Genomic DNA, 16190 nt, shown 5'->3' on the forward strand with positions numbered 1-16190 from the left:
GGCGCGGGGCTACCCCGCCATCAGGCCGGCTTCGGGCTGCGGAAGCCGGCCATCAGCTTGCTGATGGCGGGGTAGAACATCAGCGTCAGGCCGGCGACCATGATGCTGCCCACCAGCCAGTTGGAGAAGAAGACGGAGAGCGAGCCTTCGCTGATCAGCAGCGCCTGGCGGAAGCTCTCCTCCGTGCGGTCGCCCAGCACCAAGGCGAGGACCAGCGGCGCCAGCGGATAGTCGAGCTTCTTCATCACATAGCCGATGACGCCGAAGATCAGCATCAGCACCACGTCGAACTCGGCGCTGTTCACGGTGTAGGCGCCGATCGCGCAGACCATCAGGATGATGGCGGCGATGATGGAGAAGGGAACCCTCAGGATCATCGCGAACCAGGGCACGGCGGCCAGCACGATGATCAGGCCCACGATGTTGCCCAGATACATCGAGGCGATCAGGCCCCAGACGAAATCCTTCTGCTCGACGAAGAGCATGGGCCCCGGCTGCAGCCCCCACATGATCAGACCGCCCAGCAGCACCGCCGCCGTGGGCGAGCCGGGGACGCCCAGCGAGAGCATGGGCAGCAGTGCCGAGGTGCCGGCCGCATGCGCCGCGGTCTCGGGCGCGATCACGCCCTCGACGCGGCCCTTGCCGAAGCTCTCCTTGTCGGCCGCCATGCGGCGGGCCACGCCGTAGCTCATGAAGCTGGCGGGCGTCGCACCTGCCGGGGTCACGCCCATCCAGCAGCCGATGACGGAGGAGCGGATGAAGAGCCACCAATGGCGCGGCAGTTCGGCCCAGGTCTTGAGCATGGTCCGCATGGTGATCTTCGCCGACTGGCCCTTGAAGCGCAGCCCTTCCTCGATGGACTGGAAGATCTCCGAGAGGCCGAAAAGGCCGATGACGACGACGAGGAAGTCGATGCCGCGCATCAGCTCCATCGAGCCGAAGGTCATGCGGAGCTGGCCCGTCACGCCATCCAAGCCCACACCCGCCAGCAGGAAGCCGAACATCATCGCGGCCAACGCCTTGAAGGGCGAGCCTTTCGAGAGGCCGATGAAGCAGGCGAAGGAGAGGAACATCACCGCGAAGAATTCAGGCGGGCCGAATTGCAGCGCGAATTGCGCGACGAGCGGTGCCACGAAGGTGATCATCAGCACGGCGATGAAGGCGCCGACGAAGCTGGAGGTGAAGGCCGCCACCAGCGCCTCGCCCGCACGGCCCTGCTGCGCCATGGGGTAGCCGTCGAAGGTGGTGGCGACGGACCAGGGCTCGCCCGGGATGTTGAAGAGGATGGAGGTGATGGCGCCGCCAAACAGCGCGCCCCAATAGATGCAGGAGAGCAGGATGATGGCGCTGACCGGCGGCAGCGCGAAGGTGAGCGGCAGCAGGATGGCGATGCCATTCGCACCACCCAGCCCCGGCAGCACGCCGATGAGCACGCCGAGCACGATGCCCGCGACCATGAGAATGATGTTCTCCGGCTGCAGGGCCACCGCGAAGCCCTGCATCAGGAGGCCGATTTCTTCCATGGCAGCGAACCCTTCAGCGCCACCAGGCGCACGCGTGAAGCCTCAAGCGCCACCGCGACGGCGCGCCCGGAGGAGCCCCGGTGCGGCTTTGCCGCATCGGGATGAGATGAGTTTCGAAGAATGAGGAGATCGGGGCCCCCGCGAAGGTTTCGCTGGCGGACATGCCGCAACGCGGCATTCCGGCAGCGAAAACTTCGTGGGGAACGTCAGTATCCCAGGTAGGTCTCGAGCGGACCCTTGGGCAGGGCGACGAGGAACCACAGCTCGAAGATCGCGAAGGCGACACCCGCCGCCAGCGCGCCCGAGGGGAAGGAGACGACGGAGCGGAATTCGCCGAAGCGGATCATGAAGAAGGCGATCAGCAGGGCGGAGCTCACATAGATCCCGGCGAAGGGGATGACCGCGACATAGATCGCGGTGGGCACCAGCACGGAGGCCACCATGCGCAGCTGCGGCCAGGTGGCGAAGAGCGCGCCCTCGGATTTCGCGGAGGGCTTCAGCGCCATGGCGAGGTTCACCAGGCTGGCGCCGACCAGGATGAGGCCGAGCCAGAACGGGAAATATCCCGATTGCGGGCCATCGCTGCCCCAGCCCGCGCCGATGCGCAGGCTGTCCATGATGGCGATGCCGCCCATCGCCATCAGGATGACGGCGGTGCCGATCTCCATCCCCTTCATGCTGGGGCCGCGCTCGGCGCCCGCTTCGACCAGGGTGTCGTTTCCGGTGGTGACGCTCATGATCTCAGCCTCCCGCGGCCAGGAACCCGGCCTCCTGCATCAGGGAACGGTGACGCGCTTCCTCGCGCGTCAGCCACTCGACGAAGGGCGCGCCCGTCATCGTCGTGGTGTTGAAGGCGCCATTGGCCATCAGCTCTCGCCATTCGGGCGTCTGCGTCACGCGGTTCAGCAGATCGGTGTAGAAGGCGATCTGCGGCGCGGTGATGCCGGGGGCGGCGAAGACACCGCGCAGCATCAGGTATTCGACGTCGAGGCCCGCTTCCTTGCAGGTCGGGATGTCCTGCCAGCCCATCGTGTCGGTGATGCGGCCCTCGCCCGGCAGGCGGCGCGTGTCGAAGACGCAGAGCGGGCGCAGCGTACCGGCGCGCCAATGCGTCACGGCCTCGATCGGGTTGTTCACCGTCGCCTGGATGTGGCCGCCCACGAGCTGCGTCGCGACCTCGCCGCCGCCGCGGAAGGGCACGTAGATGAACTCCGTGCCCATGGCGCGCTGCATGGCGACCGTGATGATCTGGTCTTCCTGCTTGGAGCCGGTGCCGCCGATGCGGATGCGCCCGGCGCGCGCCGCTTCGACGAATTGCGGCAGCGTCTGCCAGGGCGAGGAAGCGTTCACCCAGAGCACGAACTCATCCAGCGCCATCATCTTCACCGGCGTGAGATCCCGCCAGGAGAAGGGGATGCCGGTGGACATCGGCGTGGTGAAGAGGTTGGAGAGGCTGATGATCAGCACATGCGGATTGCCGCGCGCGTTGCGGGCTTCGAGGAAGCCTTCCGCGCCGGCGCCGCCCGCCTTGTTCACCACCATCATCGGCTGCCGCATCAGGCTGTGCTTGGTGATGATGCCCTGGATGATGCGGGCCATCTGATCCGCGCCGCCGCCCGTGCCGGCGGGGACGATGAACTGCACGGGACGCTGCGGCTCCCACGCGCGTTGGGCCTGGGCTTGCGTGCCGCCGGCGACGGCAAGACCCGCCCCGATCATCGGCAATTGGCGACGACTGAGCATCATGGACGGCGGCCTCCTGTGGCGTGAACCGAGCTTGTAAATGCCCTTTACAAACGCGCTTGGAACCCCTCTCGTTCCGTAAAGGAGTCAATTGATTGTGAAGCGATGAAAAGCTTGCAAAGCCGCTTGGCAGCCTTTCGCATCCGCGCGATGCCGCGCTTTATTGAGTCCGTGTTCCAGGAGAACTGCGTTTCATGAGTGCGATCAGCAACCTCGGTGAATTGTTGCAACGCGGCAAAGCGGATGCGCCAGCGCTGCGCGCGCCCGGACGCCCGGCGCTGACGCATGAGGGGCTGCGGCAGCTCGCCGCCAGCACGGTCGCGACGCTGAACAGCAAGGGCATCGGCCGCGGCGATCGCGTGGCCATCGTGCTGCCGAACGGGCCCGAGATGGCGGCCGCCTTCCTTTGCGTTGCGGCCGGCGCGTCCACCGCGCCGCTCAACCCCTCCTACAAGGGCGATGAGTTCACTTTCTACCTGGATGACCTGAAGCCCAAGGCGATCATCGTGCAGCAGGGCGATGCGACGCCGGCGCGCGCCTCGGCCGAGGCGCTGGGCATCGCGGTGCTGGAGCTGATCCCCGGCGAGGCGGCGGGCAGCTTCACGCTGCAGGGCGGCGCGCCCGGCGCGGCGAAGATGCCCGGCATGGCGCAGGCGGATGACGAGGCGCTGGTGCTGCACACCTCCGGCACCACGGCGCGGCCGAAGATCGTGCCGCTCAGCCAGCGCAACATCACCGCCTCGGCACGGCATATCGGCGCGGCGCTGGAGCTCTCGGAGAACGATTGCTGCCTGAACATCATGCCGCTGTTTCACATCCACGGGCTGATCGCCGCCGTGCTGTCGAGCGTCGCGGCGGGTGGTGCGGTGTGCTGCACGGGCGGCTTCGATGCGCTGAAGTTCTTCCGCCTGCTCGATGAGGAACGCCCCAGCTGGTACACGGCGGTGCCGACGATGCACCAGACGATCCTCAGCCGCGCGGACCGCAATGCCGAGATCATCCAGCGCGCGAAGCTGCGGCTGATCCGTTCCTCCTCCGCCTCGCTGCCCGGGCCGGTCATGGAGGCGATGGAAGCCACTTTCGGCTGCCCGCTGGTGGAGAGCTACGGCATGACGGAGGCGGCGCACCAGATGGCCTCCAACCCGCTGCGCGGCAAGCGCAAGCCGGGTGCGGTTGGCCTGCCCGCCGGCCCCGAGGTGCGCATCATGTCCGATGAGGGCGAGTTCCTTCCCCAAGGCGAGGTGGGCGAGGTGGTGATCCGCGGCCCCAACGTGACCGCGGGCTACGAGGCGAATCCGGAAGCCAATGCCAAGGCCTTCACGAAGGGCTGGTTCCGCACGGGCGACCAGGGGATGCTGGATGCGGATGGCTATCTCCAGCTCACCGGCCGCCTGAAGGAGCTCATCAACCGTGGCGGCGAGAAGGTGAGCCCGCTGGAGGTGGATGGCGTGCTCTCGGCGCACTCGGCCGTCGCGCAGGCGCTGACCTTCGCCATCCCGCACAGCAAGCTGGGCGAGGAAGTGGGTGCCGCCGTGGTGCTGCGCGAAGGCGCCGAGCTGACAGAGCGCGAGCTGCGTGACTTCGCGGCGAAGTACCTGGCGGACTTCAAGGTGCCTCGGAAGGTCGTCTTCCTGCCCGAGATCCCGAAGGGCGCCACGGGCAAGCTGATGCGCATCGGCCTCGCCGAGAAGCTGGGGATTTCGCTCTGATGAAGATCTGCGTTTTCGGGGCGGGCGCCATTGGCGGGCTGATGGCGGCGAAGATGGCGGCGGCGCAGTCGGCCGAGGTCACGATCATCGCGCGCGGGCCGCACCTGGCGGCGATGCAGAAGAACGGCCTGAAGCTCATCAGCGACGGGCAGGAGACCATCGTGCATCCGCGCTGCGTCGCCACCGCCGAGGAGGCGGGCGTGCAGGATGCGGTGATCGTCACGCTGAAGGCGCATTCTCTGGCCGGTGCGGCGAAGCAGATGCAACCGCTGCTGGGGCCCGAGACTTCCATCGTCTCGGCCGTGAACGGCATTCCGTGGTGGTACTTCCACAAGATCGGCGGCCAATATGAGGGCCGGCGTGTGGAGAGCGTGGATGCGGGTGGCGAGGTTTCCGCGCTTCTTGCGCCGGAACGCGCGATTGGCTGCATCGTCTATCCGGCCGCGGATGTGCCTGAGCCTGGCGTGATCGAGCACACCTATGGCGACCGCTTCACCCTGGGCGAGCCATCCGGTGAGCGTACGCCGCGCGTGGAGGCGGTGGCCAAGGCGCTGGTGGCGGCGGGGTTCAAGGCGCCGGTGCGGCCCAAGATCCGCGATGAGATCTGGGTGAAGCTCTGGGGCAACCTGGCCTTCAACCCGATCTCGGCGTTGACGGTGAACACGCTGGACCAACTGACCGGTGATCCCGGCCAGCGCGAGGTGGCGCGGAACATGATGCTGGAGGCGCAGGCGATCGGCGAGGCGCTGGGCGTGCGTTTCGCCATTGATGTGGACAAGCGGATCGCCGGCGCGGCCGAAGTGGGCGCGCACCGGACCTCCATGCTGCAGGATCTGGAGCGTGGCCGCCCGATGGAGATCGAGGCACTGCTCGGCGTGATCGTGGAGTTCGCCGAGCTGACCGGCCTGCCCGCCCCCACCTGCCGCACGGTGCTTGCCCTGGTCCGCGCCCGCGCCCGCGCCGCGGGACTCTAAGTCGAGGGGTCCGGGGCCTCTCGGCCCCGGCGGGTCCAGGGCAGCGCCCTGGACTTCCCCTTACCTGCCCAGCCCGTCCCAGAACTCCTTCACCTTCGCGAAGAAGCCCTCGCTCTCCGGGCTGCTCTTGCCGCCCTGCACCGCCTCGGCCTCGAAGGCCTCCAGCAGCTCGCGCTGCTTCGGCGTCAGGTTCTGCGGAGTCTCGACCACGACCTGGACGTACATGTCGCCGCGCGCGGGGTTGCGCAGGACGGAGAAGCCCTTGCCGCGCAGGCGGAAATTATCGCCCGTCTGGGTGCCGGCCGGGATCTTCACGGCGGAGCGCCCGCCATCGATGGAGGGCACCTCCACACTGGCGCCGAGTGCGGCCTGCGTCATGCGCAGCGGCACGCGGACCATGATGTTGGGTCCCTCGCGCTGGAAGATCGGGTGCGGCTTCACGCCGATATCCACATAGAGGTCGCCCGCCGGCGCGCCGCGCAGCCCGGCCTCGCCTTCGCCGGAGAGGCGGATGCGCGTGCCGTCCTCGACGCCGGCCGGGATGGTCACGTTCAGCGTGCGGTCACGCTGCACCCGGCCGGAGCCCGAGCAGACCTTGCAGGGGTTCTTGATGATCTTGCCCGAGCCCGAGCAGGTGGGGCAGGTGCGCTCGATCAGGAAGAAGCCCTGCTGCGCGCGGATCTTGCCCGTGCCACGGCAGGTGCCGCAGGTGGTGGCGGACGCGCTGCCGCCCTCGGCGCCCGAGCCGTTGCACGCCTCGCAGGAGACGCTGCTGGGCACGCGGATGGTCTTCTTGGTGCCGGCGAAGGCTTCCTCGAGCGTGATCTGGACCTCCTGGCGGAGATCGGCGCCGCGGCCGGTGGCCTGGCGCCCGCCGCGGCCGCCGAAGCGGCCGAACATCTCCTCGAAGATGTCCTCGAAGCCGCCGCCGCCGAAGGGATTGCCGCCGCCCCCGCCACCGCCGCCGCCCTCGAAGGCGGCATGGCCGAAGCGGTCATAGGCGGCGCGCTTGTCGCCGTCCTTCAGCACCTCATAGGCCTCGTTCACTTCCTTGAAGCGCGCCTCCGCCTTCGCATCCCCCTGGTTGCGGTCAGGGTGGAACTGCATCGCGAGCTTGCGATAGGCCTTCTTGAGCTCGTCCTCGGAGGCGTCCCGGCTGACGCCGAGCACTTCGTAATAATCGCGCTTGGCCATGGTCACTCCTAGAGCATGATCCGCGGAGGTGGGATCACCGAAGCGGTGAATCATCCTCTCAACAGGGCGAAACCGTCATCCAGCGACAGCGGATCACGGTCGAGGCGGAATTACAGAGACGCCCGGGCCATTGCTGGCCCGGGCGCTGGAAGCCGTCAGACTGAGCGGGCGCTCAGCCCTTCTTCTTCTTCGGGTCCACTTCCTCGAACTCGGCGTCGACCACCTTGTCGTTCGGCTTGGCGGCCTCGGGGCCGGCCTCGGGCTGCGGGGCAGCCTGCTCGGCCTTGTACATCGCCTCGCCGATCTTCATCGCGGCCTGACTGAGCTTCTCGGCCGCGGCGTTGATCGCATCGGCGTCGCCGCTCTCCATGGCCGCGCGGGCCTCGGTGATCAGCGCCTCGGCGGCGGCGCGCTCATCGGCCGGCACCTTGTCGCCATTCTCGCGGATGGTCTTCTCGGTGGAGTGCACCAGCGTGTCGAGCTGGTTGCGCGCTTCCACCGCCTCGCGGCGCTTCTTGTCGGCCTCGGCATTGGCCTCGGCGTCGCGCACCATCTTCTCGATGTCGGCGTCGGAGAGGCCCGACTTCGCCTGGATCTTGATCTGGGTTTCCTTGCCGGTGGCCTTGTCCTTCGCCGAGACGCTGACGATGCCGTTCGCGTCGATGTCGAAGGTCACCTCCACCTGCGGCACGCCGCGCGGTGCCGGGGGGATGCCCTGCAGGTCGAAATTGCCGAGCAGCTTGTTGTCCGCCGCCATCTCGCGCTCGCCCTGGAAGACCTTGATGGTGACAGCCGTCTGGTTGTCATCCGCGGTCGAGAAGGTCTGCGACTTCTTGGTGGGGATGGTCGTGTTGCGGTCGATCAGGCGCGTGAACACGCCACCCAGCGTCTCGATGCCGAGCGAGAGGGGCGTCACGTCGAGCAGCAGGACGTCCTTCACATCGCCCTTGAGCACGCCGCCCTGGATGGCGGCGCCGATGGCGACGACCTCATCCGGGTTCACGTTGCGCGCCGGCTCCTTGCCGAACTTCTGCTTCACCGCCTCGATGACCTTGGGCATGCGGGTCATGCCGCCGACCAGGATCACCTCGTCGATCTCGCCGGCGGAGAGGCCGGCATCCTTCAGCGCCTGGTCCACCGGCGCCATGGTGCGGGCGACCAGGTCCTCCACCAGCGATTCCAGCTTGGCGCGGGTGAGCTGCATGACGAGGTGCTTCGGGCCGCTCGCATCGGCGGTGATGAAGGGCAGGTTGATCTCGGTCTGCTTCGAGCTGGAGAGCTCGATCTTGGCCTTCTCGCCCGCTTCCTTCAGGCGCTGCAGCGCGAGCTTGTCGCCGCGCAGGTCGATGCCGTTCTCCTTCTTGAACTCATCGGCCAGGTAGTCGATCACGCGCTGGTCGAAATCCTCGCCGCCCAGGAAGGTGTCGCCATTGGTGGACTTCACCTCGAAGACGCCGTCGCCGATCTCAAGGATGGAGACGTCGAAGGTGCCGCCGCCGAGGTCATAGACCGCGATGGTGCCCGACGTCTTCTTGTCCATGCCGTAGGCGAGCGCCGCCGCCGTCGGCTCGTTGATGATGCGCAGGACTTCCAGGCCCGCGATGGCGCCGGCCTCCTTCGTCGCCTGGCGCTGGGCGTCGTTGAAATAGGCGGGGACGGTGATGACGGCCTGCGTCACCTTCTCACCGAGATAGGCCTCGGCCGTGTCCTTCATCTTGGTCAGGACGTTCGCGCTGATCTGCTGCGGGGCGTATTTCTTGCCCTCGACCTCGACCCAGGCGTCGCCATTATCGGCCTTCACGATGCTGAAGGGGGCGAGGCCCTTCTCCTTCTGCACCATGGCGTCGTCGAACTTGCGGCCGATGAGGCGCTTGACGGCGTAGAGGGTGTTGTTCGGGTTGGTCACGGCCTGGCGCTTGGCGCTCTGGCCCACCAGACGCTCGCCATTCTTCGCGAAGGCGACCATGGAGGGGGTGGTGCGCGCGCCCTCCGCGTTCTCCAGCACCTTCACCTCGCCGCCTTCCATGATGGCGACGCAGGAGTTGGTGGTCCCGAGGTCAATACCGATGACTTTGCTCATGCGAGCATGCTCCTGTGCGGCGGCTCTCGTCCGGCCCCTGTCAGGCACCGGTCTGAGCCCCTGTTATGGCCGCGCGGTCACGCGGCTTCCGCGCCCCATGCGCGGCTTCTGCTGCCCATGTATTGAGCAGCGGGCGCGCGGACAAGAGGCGGGGCCCAAGTCTTTGCCGGGCAATTTTGCAGGGCGCAAAGCCTTGCTTTTCCGACAGGAACGCCCGATTTTCGTTTACACCCCAAGTTTATCCGAATAGCCTCCCGCCATGGACGAAATTGACCGGAAAATTGTCATCGCGGTGCAGCAGGATGGCGCCGCGGGCCTGGCCGATCTGGCCAAGGTCTCCGGCCTGTCGGTCTCGGCCACGGCGGAGCGGCTGAAGCGCCTGGAGGAGCGCGGCGTGGTCCGCGGCTGGCACGCCGAGCTGGACCCGGCCGAGGTGGGCTGCCCGCTGCTGGCCTTCCTGCGCGTCGCCATCCGCCCGGGCAAGGAGGATATCGCCTTCCGCAAGCTGGTCCGCAAGCTGGAGACGGTGCTGGAATGCCACCAGCTCACCGGCGAGTGGTCCTACCTCGTGAAGCTGCGCCTGCCCGACATCGCGGCGCTGGAGACCCTGATGGCGGAGGAGATCCGGCCCCTGGCCGGCATGGAGCGCGTCTCGATCGAGATCGCCATGGCCACAGTGAAAGAGACGGCGCTGCTGCCCGTGATCCGCGCACCGGAGGAGGAGGAGGCGTGATTTCCCGGCGCCCCCTGCTGGCCGCGCCCATGCTGGGTTTCACCGGCCAGGCCCATGCCCAGGCGCCCATCACCCTCTCGCTGGCCACCGCCACCCCGGGCGGCGGCTTCCCGGCCTATGGCGCCGCCTTCGCCGCCGCCGTACATGCCGCCGACCCGACGCTCACGATCGAGCCGCGCAACACCGCCGGCAGCCTGGAAAACGTGAACCTGCTGGCCGAGGGGCGGGTGGATCTCGGCCTCGTCGCGGGCGAGACCGCGACGGCGGCGATGGCGGCCGGGCGCGGGGTGACGCTGCTCTTCGCCATGTACGCCCAGCCCGGCCTTTTCGGCCTTCGCGGCGACAACCCCATCCGTTCCATCACCGAGTTGCGTGGCCAACGCGTCGCCTGGGGGGCGCGGGGCTCAGGCTTCGTGGTGCTGGCCCGCCAGGTGATGACGGGCCTCGGCCTCGACATGGAGCGCGACTTCCATGGCGTGCTGCTCGACCGCGCGGGCGACGGGCCGGCGATGGTGATGGATGGGCGCGTGGCCGCCCTGTGGGGCGGGGGGGCGGGCTGGCCGGGCTTCGTGACCCTCGCGCGCGGGCCGCAGGGGCTGCGCTTCGTGGCGCCCGACGCGATCGAACGTGCGCGCATCCTGGCCGCCGACCCGGCGCTCAGGCCCATGGCGCTGCCTGCCGGAAGCTATCCGGGGCAGGCCGAAGCGGTGGACTCGGTGGGGACCTGGAGCCTTGTCCTCGCCCGCCCGGGCTTGGAGGAAGAGGTCGGGTATCGGCTGGCCGCCGCCCTGCACAAGGCGCGGGGCGACCTCGGCCAGCGCCTGGCCCAGGCGAGCGAGACCACGGCGGAAAACACGGCAAGTGCCGTCACCGACCCGGCGCTGATCCAACCCGGGGTGCGACGCTTCCTGCGCGGGCTCGGCCTGCTGGGCTGAGCAGGCCCACGGCCCTAAGGTCGGACCATGACCGAGATTCGCGACTGCCCCGGCCCGGACCCCGTGCCCCGCCCGCCCGCCATGGGCATGCCACCCTTGGCCTGCGACACGCATTTCCACGTCTTCGATGCCGCGCGCTACCCCTACCAGGCCGTGCGCGGCTACACGCCGCCCGACAATGACGTGAGCCGGCTGCTGGCGCTGCATGACGCGCTCGGCATTGCCCGCGGCGTGGTGGTGCAGGCCAGCGTGCATGGCACCGATAACCGCGCCGTGCTGGATGCCGCGAGCAGCCATCCCGACCGCCTGAGGGCGATCGTCTCCGTCGGTGAGGGCGTGACCGAGGCCGAGATCGCGGCCATGCATGCGAAGGGCGCGCGCGGCATCCGGGTGAACCTGGTGGACAAGGGCGGAATGCCCTTCCGTTCACTCGATGCCCTGGCGGATGTGGCGGAGGTGATCCGCCCCTTCGGCTGGCATGTGGAATTGCTGGTGCATGTCGAAGAGAAGCCCGCCCAGCTGCGCACCCTTGCGGAGGCGATGCGGCTGCCCGTCTCGGTCGGCCATATCGGCTACACCAAGGTGGCACGCGGCGGCATCGCGCACCCGGGCTACCAGGAGTTTCTCGCCATGCTGCGCGACGGGCTCTTCTGGGTGAAGCTGACCGGCCTCTACCGGATCTCGGCCGAGCCGGCCTTCCCCTATTCCGACACGGCGAGTTTCGCGCGTGCCGTCATCGCCGCCGCGCCCGAACGCGTCATCTGGGGCAGCGACTGGCCGCATGTGGCGCATTTCGACAAGCCCATGCCCAATGACGGCGACCTGCTGGGGCTGCTGGCGCAATGGGAACCAGATGCCGCGAAGCGGGCGATGATCCTCAGCGAGAATCCGGCAAGCCTTTACGGGTTCTGAGGCCGGGATCGCTCAGTCGCAAGTCAGCCGCACATTGCTGCGGATCGTATCGTCAGTGACGCTGCTGCCGCCGACCTGGAAGGTCACCACCCAGGTGGTGGCCTGCTGGCGTCCGCGCAGCGTGACGCGCTCATTGGTCGCCTTGTAGCGACCGAACCCCACGTAGTTCACCGTGAAATTCTGCGTGGTGGCCTGGTTGTTCTGCAAGAGGACGTTGATCGCGAGCCCCGCCCCCTCGCCGCCCGGCATCTGGATCCGCTGCACGGAGAGCATGCTGATGCGGCCGCTGCTCAGGCAATCCACGCCCTGGGCAGAGGCGGACGCGATGCCGCCATGAACCGCTCCGGTGAGCAGGGCGGCGGCAAGTGCGGCACGAAGCATGGGGCGATCCTCCTTGGCTGCGGGAAGCCTAGCCAAGGGAATGTTCCGCGGCCAATCCATCCGGACGATGCTCGGCATGGGCGGCGCCGATCATGCCCCTCGGGTGGTCAAGGCCGAGTGAGTGAACCAAGATGCGGCACCGCCGGAAGCGGCCTGGAGGAAACATCACATGAACCATCACGCTCGCGGGCGCCGCGCCCTGCTGGCCGCGCCCCTGGCGCTCGCCACCCCTGCCCTCGCCCAGGCGCCCTGGCCCAACCGGCCGGTGCGGATGATCGTGCCCTGGCCGGCGGGCGGCGCGGCGGACCTTGTCGGGCGCCTCTACGCGCAGGCCCTGGCCACCCGCACCGGCCAGACCTTCGTGGTGGAAAATCGCGGCGGCGCCACCGGGACCATCGGCGAGCAGGCGATGATCCAGGCGGCGAATGACGGCTACACCATCATGAACCAGGCGACGCCGATCTCGGTGACCCCTGCCCTCTTCGCCGGGCAGCGACACAGTCCGGAGCGCGAGTTCATCCCGGTCTTCCAGACCATGGCGGTCCCACAGCTGGTGCTGGTCGAGCGTAATTCGCCGATCCATTCCGTGCCGGAGCTGATCGAGGCGATGCGACGCGCCAATGGGAACTTCGCCGCTGGTTCTTCGGGCATCGGCTCGCAGCAGCATCTGGTGCTGGAGCTGTTCCTGCGCGATGCGGGAGTGAAGGCCAACCACATCCCCTATCGCGGCGGCGCGCCGGCATTGATGGATCTCGTCGCAGGGCAGATCAGGCTCTTCTTCGGCAATGTGAACAGCGCCATCGCCCAGGTGCGCGAGGGGCAGGTGAAGGCATTGGCGCACACCTCAGCGCGGCCACGCATCAACGCCCTGCCCAACCTGCCGGCGCTCTCCGAGACGCTGCCGGGCTTCGCCACCGTCGAGTGGAACGGCATCTTTCTCCGCACCGGCACGCCGCAGCCGGTGGTGGAGCGGCTCTCGACGCTGCTGAACGAGATCGTGGCGGACCCCGCCTTCCAGCAGACGCTGCAGGCCAGCGACCTGACGGCCGAGCCCAATACGCCCGCGCAATTCGCCGCCTTCTTCCGAGCCGAGAGCGCCAAGTGGCAGGGCTTCGTGCGCGAGGCCGGCATCCGCCTGGAGTAGCCGCATGATCCCGCCCGCCTCCATGACCGCCTCGCGCCACATCGCCATCCGGGAGGCCTGGCTCGACCAGGTCCGGGAACCCATCCTGGATCCGGGCCTGCCGATCATCGATCCGCATCATCACATCTGGGACCAGGCGGACCAGCGCTATCTGCTGCCGGAATTGCTGGCGGATACGGGCACGGGGCACGACATCCGCGCCACCGTCTTCATCCAATGCGCCTCGCAATACGACATGGCGGAGACGCCGGAGCGCCGGCCGCTGGGCGAGACGCGCTTCATGACACGCATCGCCGAGGCGGCGGAGGGCGGCAAGACCCGCGCCTGCGCGGGCATCGTCGGCATCGTGGACCTGACGCTGGGCGACCGCGTGACGCCGCTGCTGGAGGAGCATGTGGCGATCGCCGGCGGGCGCTTCCGCGGGGTGCGCAACCGCACCGCCTGGGATGCCTCGCCGCTCGTGCGAAGCAACCTGGAATCGCCACCGCCGGGGCCGCTGCCGCTGCCGGCCTTCCGTGAGGGCGCCAGGCGGCTCGCGGCGATGGGGCTGACGCTCGATGTCTGGGCCTATCACCCGCAATTGCCGCAGGTGCTGGAAGTGGCGCGCGCGGTGCCGGAGCTGACCATCATCGTGGATCATTGCGGCGGGCCCATCGGCGTCGGGCCTTACAAGCACGCGGAGGTCTGGGCGCCGTGGCACGCCACGATCCAGGCGCTCGCCACCTGCCCGAATGTGGTGATGAAGCTGGGCGGCATCGCCATGGAGGTGGGCGGCTACGGCTTCCACGAGCAGCCCTTGCCGCCGACATCCGAGACGCTGGCCGCGGCCTGGCGCCCCACCATCGAGGCCTGCATCGAGGCCTTCGGCGCGGAGCGCTGCATGTTCGAGAGCAACTTCCCGGTGGATAAGGGGATGTGCAGCTATCCGGTGCTGTGGAACGCCTTCAAACGGCTCGCGGCCGGCGCCAGTGAGAGCGAGCGGACGGCGCTGTTCTCGGGCACCGCCGCGCGCGTCTATCGCCTCACGATTTGAGTTTTGCCGCAGCGGTCTCCACCGCCGCCGCACGGATCGCGCGGCGCTGGGCGCCCGCGGTGCGCGCGCGCTCCACGATCGCCGGCGGCGCCACGAAGGGCGTACCGGCGCGGAAAGGCGGCTCGGGGTCGTATTCGATCTGCAGCTGGATCGCCATCGCGACATCCTCGCCCGCGAGATCCGCCACGACGCGCAGCGCCATGTCGATGCCGGAGGTGACGCCGCCCGCCGTGTAGATCTTGCCGTCCTGCGTCATGCGCGCATCGCTCACCTCGGCGCCGAAATGGGTGAGCAGGTCGCGCGCCGCCCAATGGCCGCCCGCGCGCTTGCCCTTCAGCAGGCCGGCCGCGCCCAGCAGCAGGCTGCCAGTGCAGATGCCGAAGACATGCTGCGCGGCGGCGCCCTGGCGGCGGACGAACTCCACCGTCTCGGCATCCAGGATCGCGTCATCGGTCCCTGGGCCGCCGGGCACCACCAGCAGGTCGAATTGCGGCGCTTCGGCAAAGCCGATGGAGGGCGTGATGACCAGGCCGCGATCGGTCTTCACCGGTGCCGTCGTCTTGGCGACGATCTCAGTGCGCCAGCCGGGCAGGCGCGCCAGCACCTCATAGGGACCGGTGAGGTCGAGCTGCGTCAGGCCGGGAAAAAGCAGCAGGCCGGCGACGGGCTGGGGGTTGGACATGTTCTTCTCCCTGCGGGTGTAGGCCGCAGCATGCCCCGCATCGCGCGCATCCCAAAGGGGCGCCGCCCAAGGCTTGGGCAGCGCGCGCGTGATGCCCGAAGGCGGCATGAAACTTCTGGCTTCCCCCGCCCGCCGCGAAGCGCGAGGCTCGGTTGTCCCAGCGGAGACCTGACCCATGCTCGCCACGCGCCGCGCCTTGCTCCTCTCGCCGCTCGCAACCCCTGCCCTCGCGCAGACCGCCTTCCCCGACCGGCCGATCCGCCTCGTCATCGGCTATCCGGCCGGTGGCGGCGTGGACACGGTGGGGCGGCCCATCATGCAGAAGCTCGCCGAACGCCTGGGCCAGCCGGTGGTGGTGGAGAATCGCGGGGGCGCCAATGGCAACATCGCCATGGAGTTCATGGCGCGCGTGGAGCCCGACGGCTACACCCTTTTCATGGGCGATGCGGGCAATCTCGGCATCACGCATGCGCTCTATCCGAACCTGCCCTTCGACACGCAGCGCGACTTCGTGGGGGTGGCGCAGCTCACGGCCGGGCCCTCGGTGCTGGTCATCTCCTCGACCGTACCGGCGCGGACCATGCAGGAATTCGTGGCCCTGCTGAAGGCGCGGCCGGATGCACTGCATTTCGGCTCGGCCGGCATCGGCTCGGGGCCGCACCTGTTCTACGAATCCTGGCGGCGCGCGGCGGGCGTTTCCATGACGCATGTGCCCTATCGCGGCACCGGCCCCGCGCTGCAGGGGCTGCTGGCGGGCGATGTGCAGCTCATGGTCAGCAATTACGGCGTGTTCCGCGGCGCGCATGAGGGGGGGCGCGTGCGCGTGCTCGCCATCTCCTCGCCGGAGCGGCATCCGGCCCTGCCCGATGTGCCGACAGTGCGCGAGACGGGAACGGACTGGTCGCTGATGGGCTTCAACGGCGTCATCGCGCCGGCCCGCATCCCGCCCGCGCGCCGGCAATTGCTGGAGGAGGGCTTCCGCGCCGTGATGCAGCAGCCGGAGATGGTGGCGCAGATGATCAGCCTCGGCTCCGTCGCGGCCTTCACGCCGGGTGCCGCCTTGGATCAGCACATGCGCGAGCAGCGCGCCTTCTGGACGCGGCTGGTGCGCGAGGCCAACATCCAGGCGGAATAGGGAAGGCGACGC

The 16190-nt window shown here is 68.6% G+C and carries 15 protein-coding genes; 8 read left to right on the forward strand and 7 right to left on the reverse strand.

The window, feature by feature from the left end:
* Positions 1-20 precede the first annotated feature (20 nt).
* The 3 genes from KTR66_RS03420 to KTR66_RS03430 form a co-directional block, all read right to left on the reverse strand.
* On the reverse strand, positions 21-1523 hold the full coding sequence (locus KTR66_RS03420; RefSeq protein WP_213610427.1) for a tripartite tricarboxylate transporter permease: 1503 nt from the start codon (positions 1521-1523) through the stop codon (positions 21-23).
* Between the two features lie 206 nt (positions 1524-1729).
* The gene (locus KTR66_RS03425) at positions 1730-2260 is read right to left on the reverse strand and encodes a tripartite tricarboxylate transporter TctB family protein (protein ID WP_213610429.1); all 531 of its coding nucleotides are present in this window, start codon (positions 2258-2260) and stop codon (positions 1730-1732) included.
* A 4-nt stretch (positions 2261-2264) separates the two neighbouring features.
* Positions 2265-3269: a tripartite tricarboxylate transporter substrate binding protein gene (locus KTR66_RS03430; RefSeq protein WP_213610431.1), complete on the reverse strand. Its 1005-nt coding sequence runs from the start codon at positions 3267-3269 to the stop codon at positions 2265-2267.
* 191 nt (positions 3270-3460) lie between these two features.
* Between KTR66_RS03430 and KTR66_RS03435 the strand changes: the two genes are divergently transcribed.
* Both KTR66_RS03435 and KTR66_RS03440 read left to right on the forward strand, forming a co-directional pair.
* Positions 3461-4975, forward strand: coding sequence for an acyl--CoA ligase (locus KTR66_RS03435; protein ID WP_213610433.1), 1515 nt, complete (start codon positions 3461-3463; stop codon positions 4973-4975).
* On the forward strand, positions 4975-5949 hold the full coding sequence (locus KTR66_RS03440) for a 2-dehydropantoate 2-reductase (protein WP_213610435.1): 975 nt from the start codon (positions 4975-4977) through the stop codon (positions 5947-5949). The genes KTR66_RS03435 and KTR66_RS03440 overlap by 1 nt, the downstream gene beginning before the upstream one ends.
* 60 nt (positions 5950-6009) lie before the next feature.
* Here the strand turns inward: KTR66_RS03440 and dnaJ are convergent, their stop codons facing one another.
* Positions 6010-7143, reverse strand: coding sequence for a molecular chaperone DnaJ (dnaJ, locus tag KTR66_RS03445; RefSeq protein WP_213610437.1), 1134 nt, complete (start codon positions 7141-7143; stop codon positions 6010-6012).
* 172 nt (positions 7144-7315) lie between these two features.
* Complete coding sequence (gene dnaK / locus KTR66_RS03450) at positions 7316-9223, reverse strand: molecular chaperone DnaK (protein ID WP_213610439.1); 1908 nt, start codon at positions 9221-9223, stop codon at positions 7316-7318.
* A 259-nt stretch (positions 9224-9482) separates the two neighbouring features.
* On the opposite strand from dnaK, the gene KTR66_RS03455 reads away from it, so the two are divergent.
* Genes KTR66_RS03455 through KTR66_RS03465 form a run of 3 tightly spaced genes read left to right on the forward strand, consistent with a single transcriptional unit; the run spans position 9483 to position 11803 of the window.
* On the forward strand, positions 9483-9956 hold the full coding sequence (locus tag KTR66_RS03455; protein WP_213610441.1) for an Lrp/AsnC family transcriptional regulator: 474 nt from the start codon (positions 9483-9485) through the stop codon (positions 9954-9956).
* Complete coding sequence (locus KTR66_RS03460) at positions 9953-10891, forward strand: TAXI family TRAP transporter solute-binding subunit (protein ID WP_213610443.1); 939 nt, start codon at positions 9953-9955, stop codon at positions 10889-10891. Before KTR66_RS03455 ends, KTR66_RS03460 begins: the two co-directional genes overlap by 4 nt.
* A gap of 27 nt (positions 10892-10918) precedes the next feature.
* Positions 10919-11803 (forward strand): amidohydrolase, encoded by an 885-nt coding sequence (locus KTR66_RS03465; protein ID WP_213610445.1) that lies wholly within the window; start codon positions 10919-10921, stop codon positions 11801-11803.
* A 12-nt stretch (positions 11804-11815) separates the two neighbouring features.
* Here KTR66_RS03465 and KTR66_RS03470 read toward each other — a convergent pair whose 3' ends face one another.
* Complete coding sequence (locus tag KTR66_RS03470; protein WP_213610447.1) at positions 11816-12184, reverse strand: hypothetical protein; 369 nt, start codon at positions 12182-12184, stop codon at positions 11816-11818.
* A gap of 169 nt (positions 12185-12353) precedes the next feature.
* Here KTR66_RS03470 and KTR66_RS03475 point away from each other — a divergent pair, with 169 nt between their 5' ends.
* Entirely contained in the window at positions 12354-13328 is a 975-nt protein-coding gene (locus KTR66_RS03475) for a tripartite tricarboxylate transporter substrate binding protein (RefSeq protein ID WP_213610449.1), read from the forward strand.
* Positions 13329-13332: 4 nt separating this feature from the next.
* A complete protein-coding gene (locus KTR66_RS03480) occupies positions 13333-14361 on the forward strand; it encodes an amidohydrolase (protein WP_249731810.1) in 1029 nt (342 codons plus the stop codon).
* Here KTR66_RS03480 and KTR66_RS03485 read toward each other — a convergent pair.
* Complete coding sequence (locus KTR66_RS03485) at positions 14351-15043, reverse strand: DJ-1/PfpI family protein (protein ID WP_213610451.1); 693 nt, start codon at positions 15041-15043, stop codon at positions 14351-14353. The two genes, KTR66_RS03480 and KTR66_RS03485, sit on opposite strands and share 11 nt — an antisense overlap.
* 175 nt (positions 15044-15218) lie before the next feature.
* Here KTR66_RS03485 and KTR66_RS03490 point away from each other — a divergent pair, with 175 nt between their 5' ends.
* Complete coding sequence (locus KTR66_RS03490; RefSeq protein WP_213610453.1) at positions 15219-16178, forward strand: tripartite tricarboxylate transporter substrate binding protein; 960 nt, start codon at positions 15219-15221, stop codon at positions 16176-16178.
* Positions 16179-16190: the final 12 nt, after the last annotated feature.

This window comes from Roseococcus sp. SDR, from assembly GCF_019083995.1.
Classification (GTDB): Bacteria; Pseudomonadota; Alphaproteobacteria; order Acetobacterales; family Acetobacteraceae; genus Roseococcus.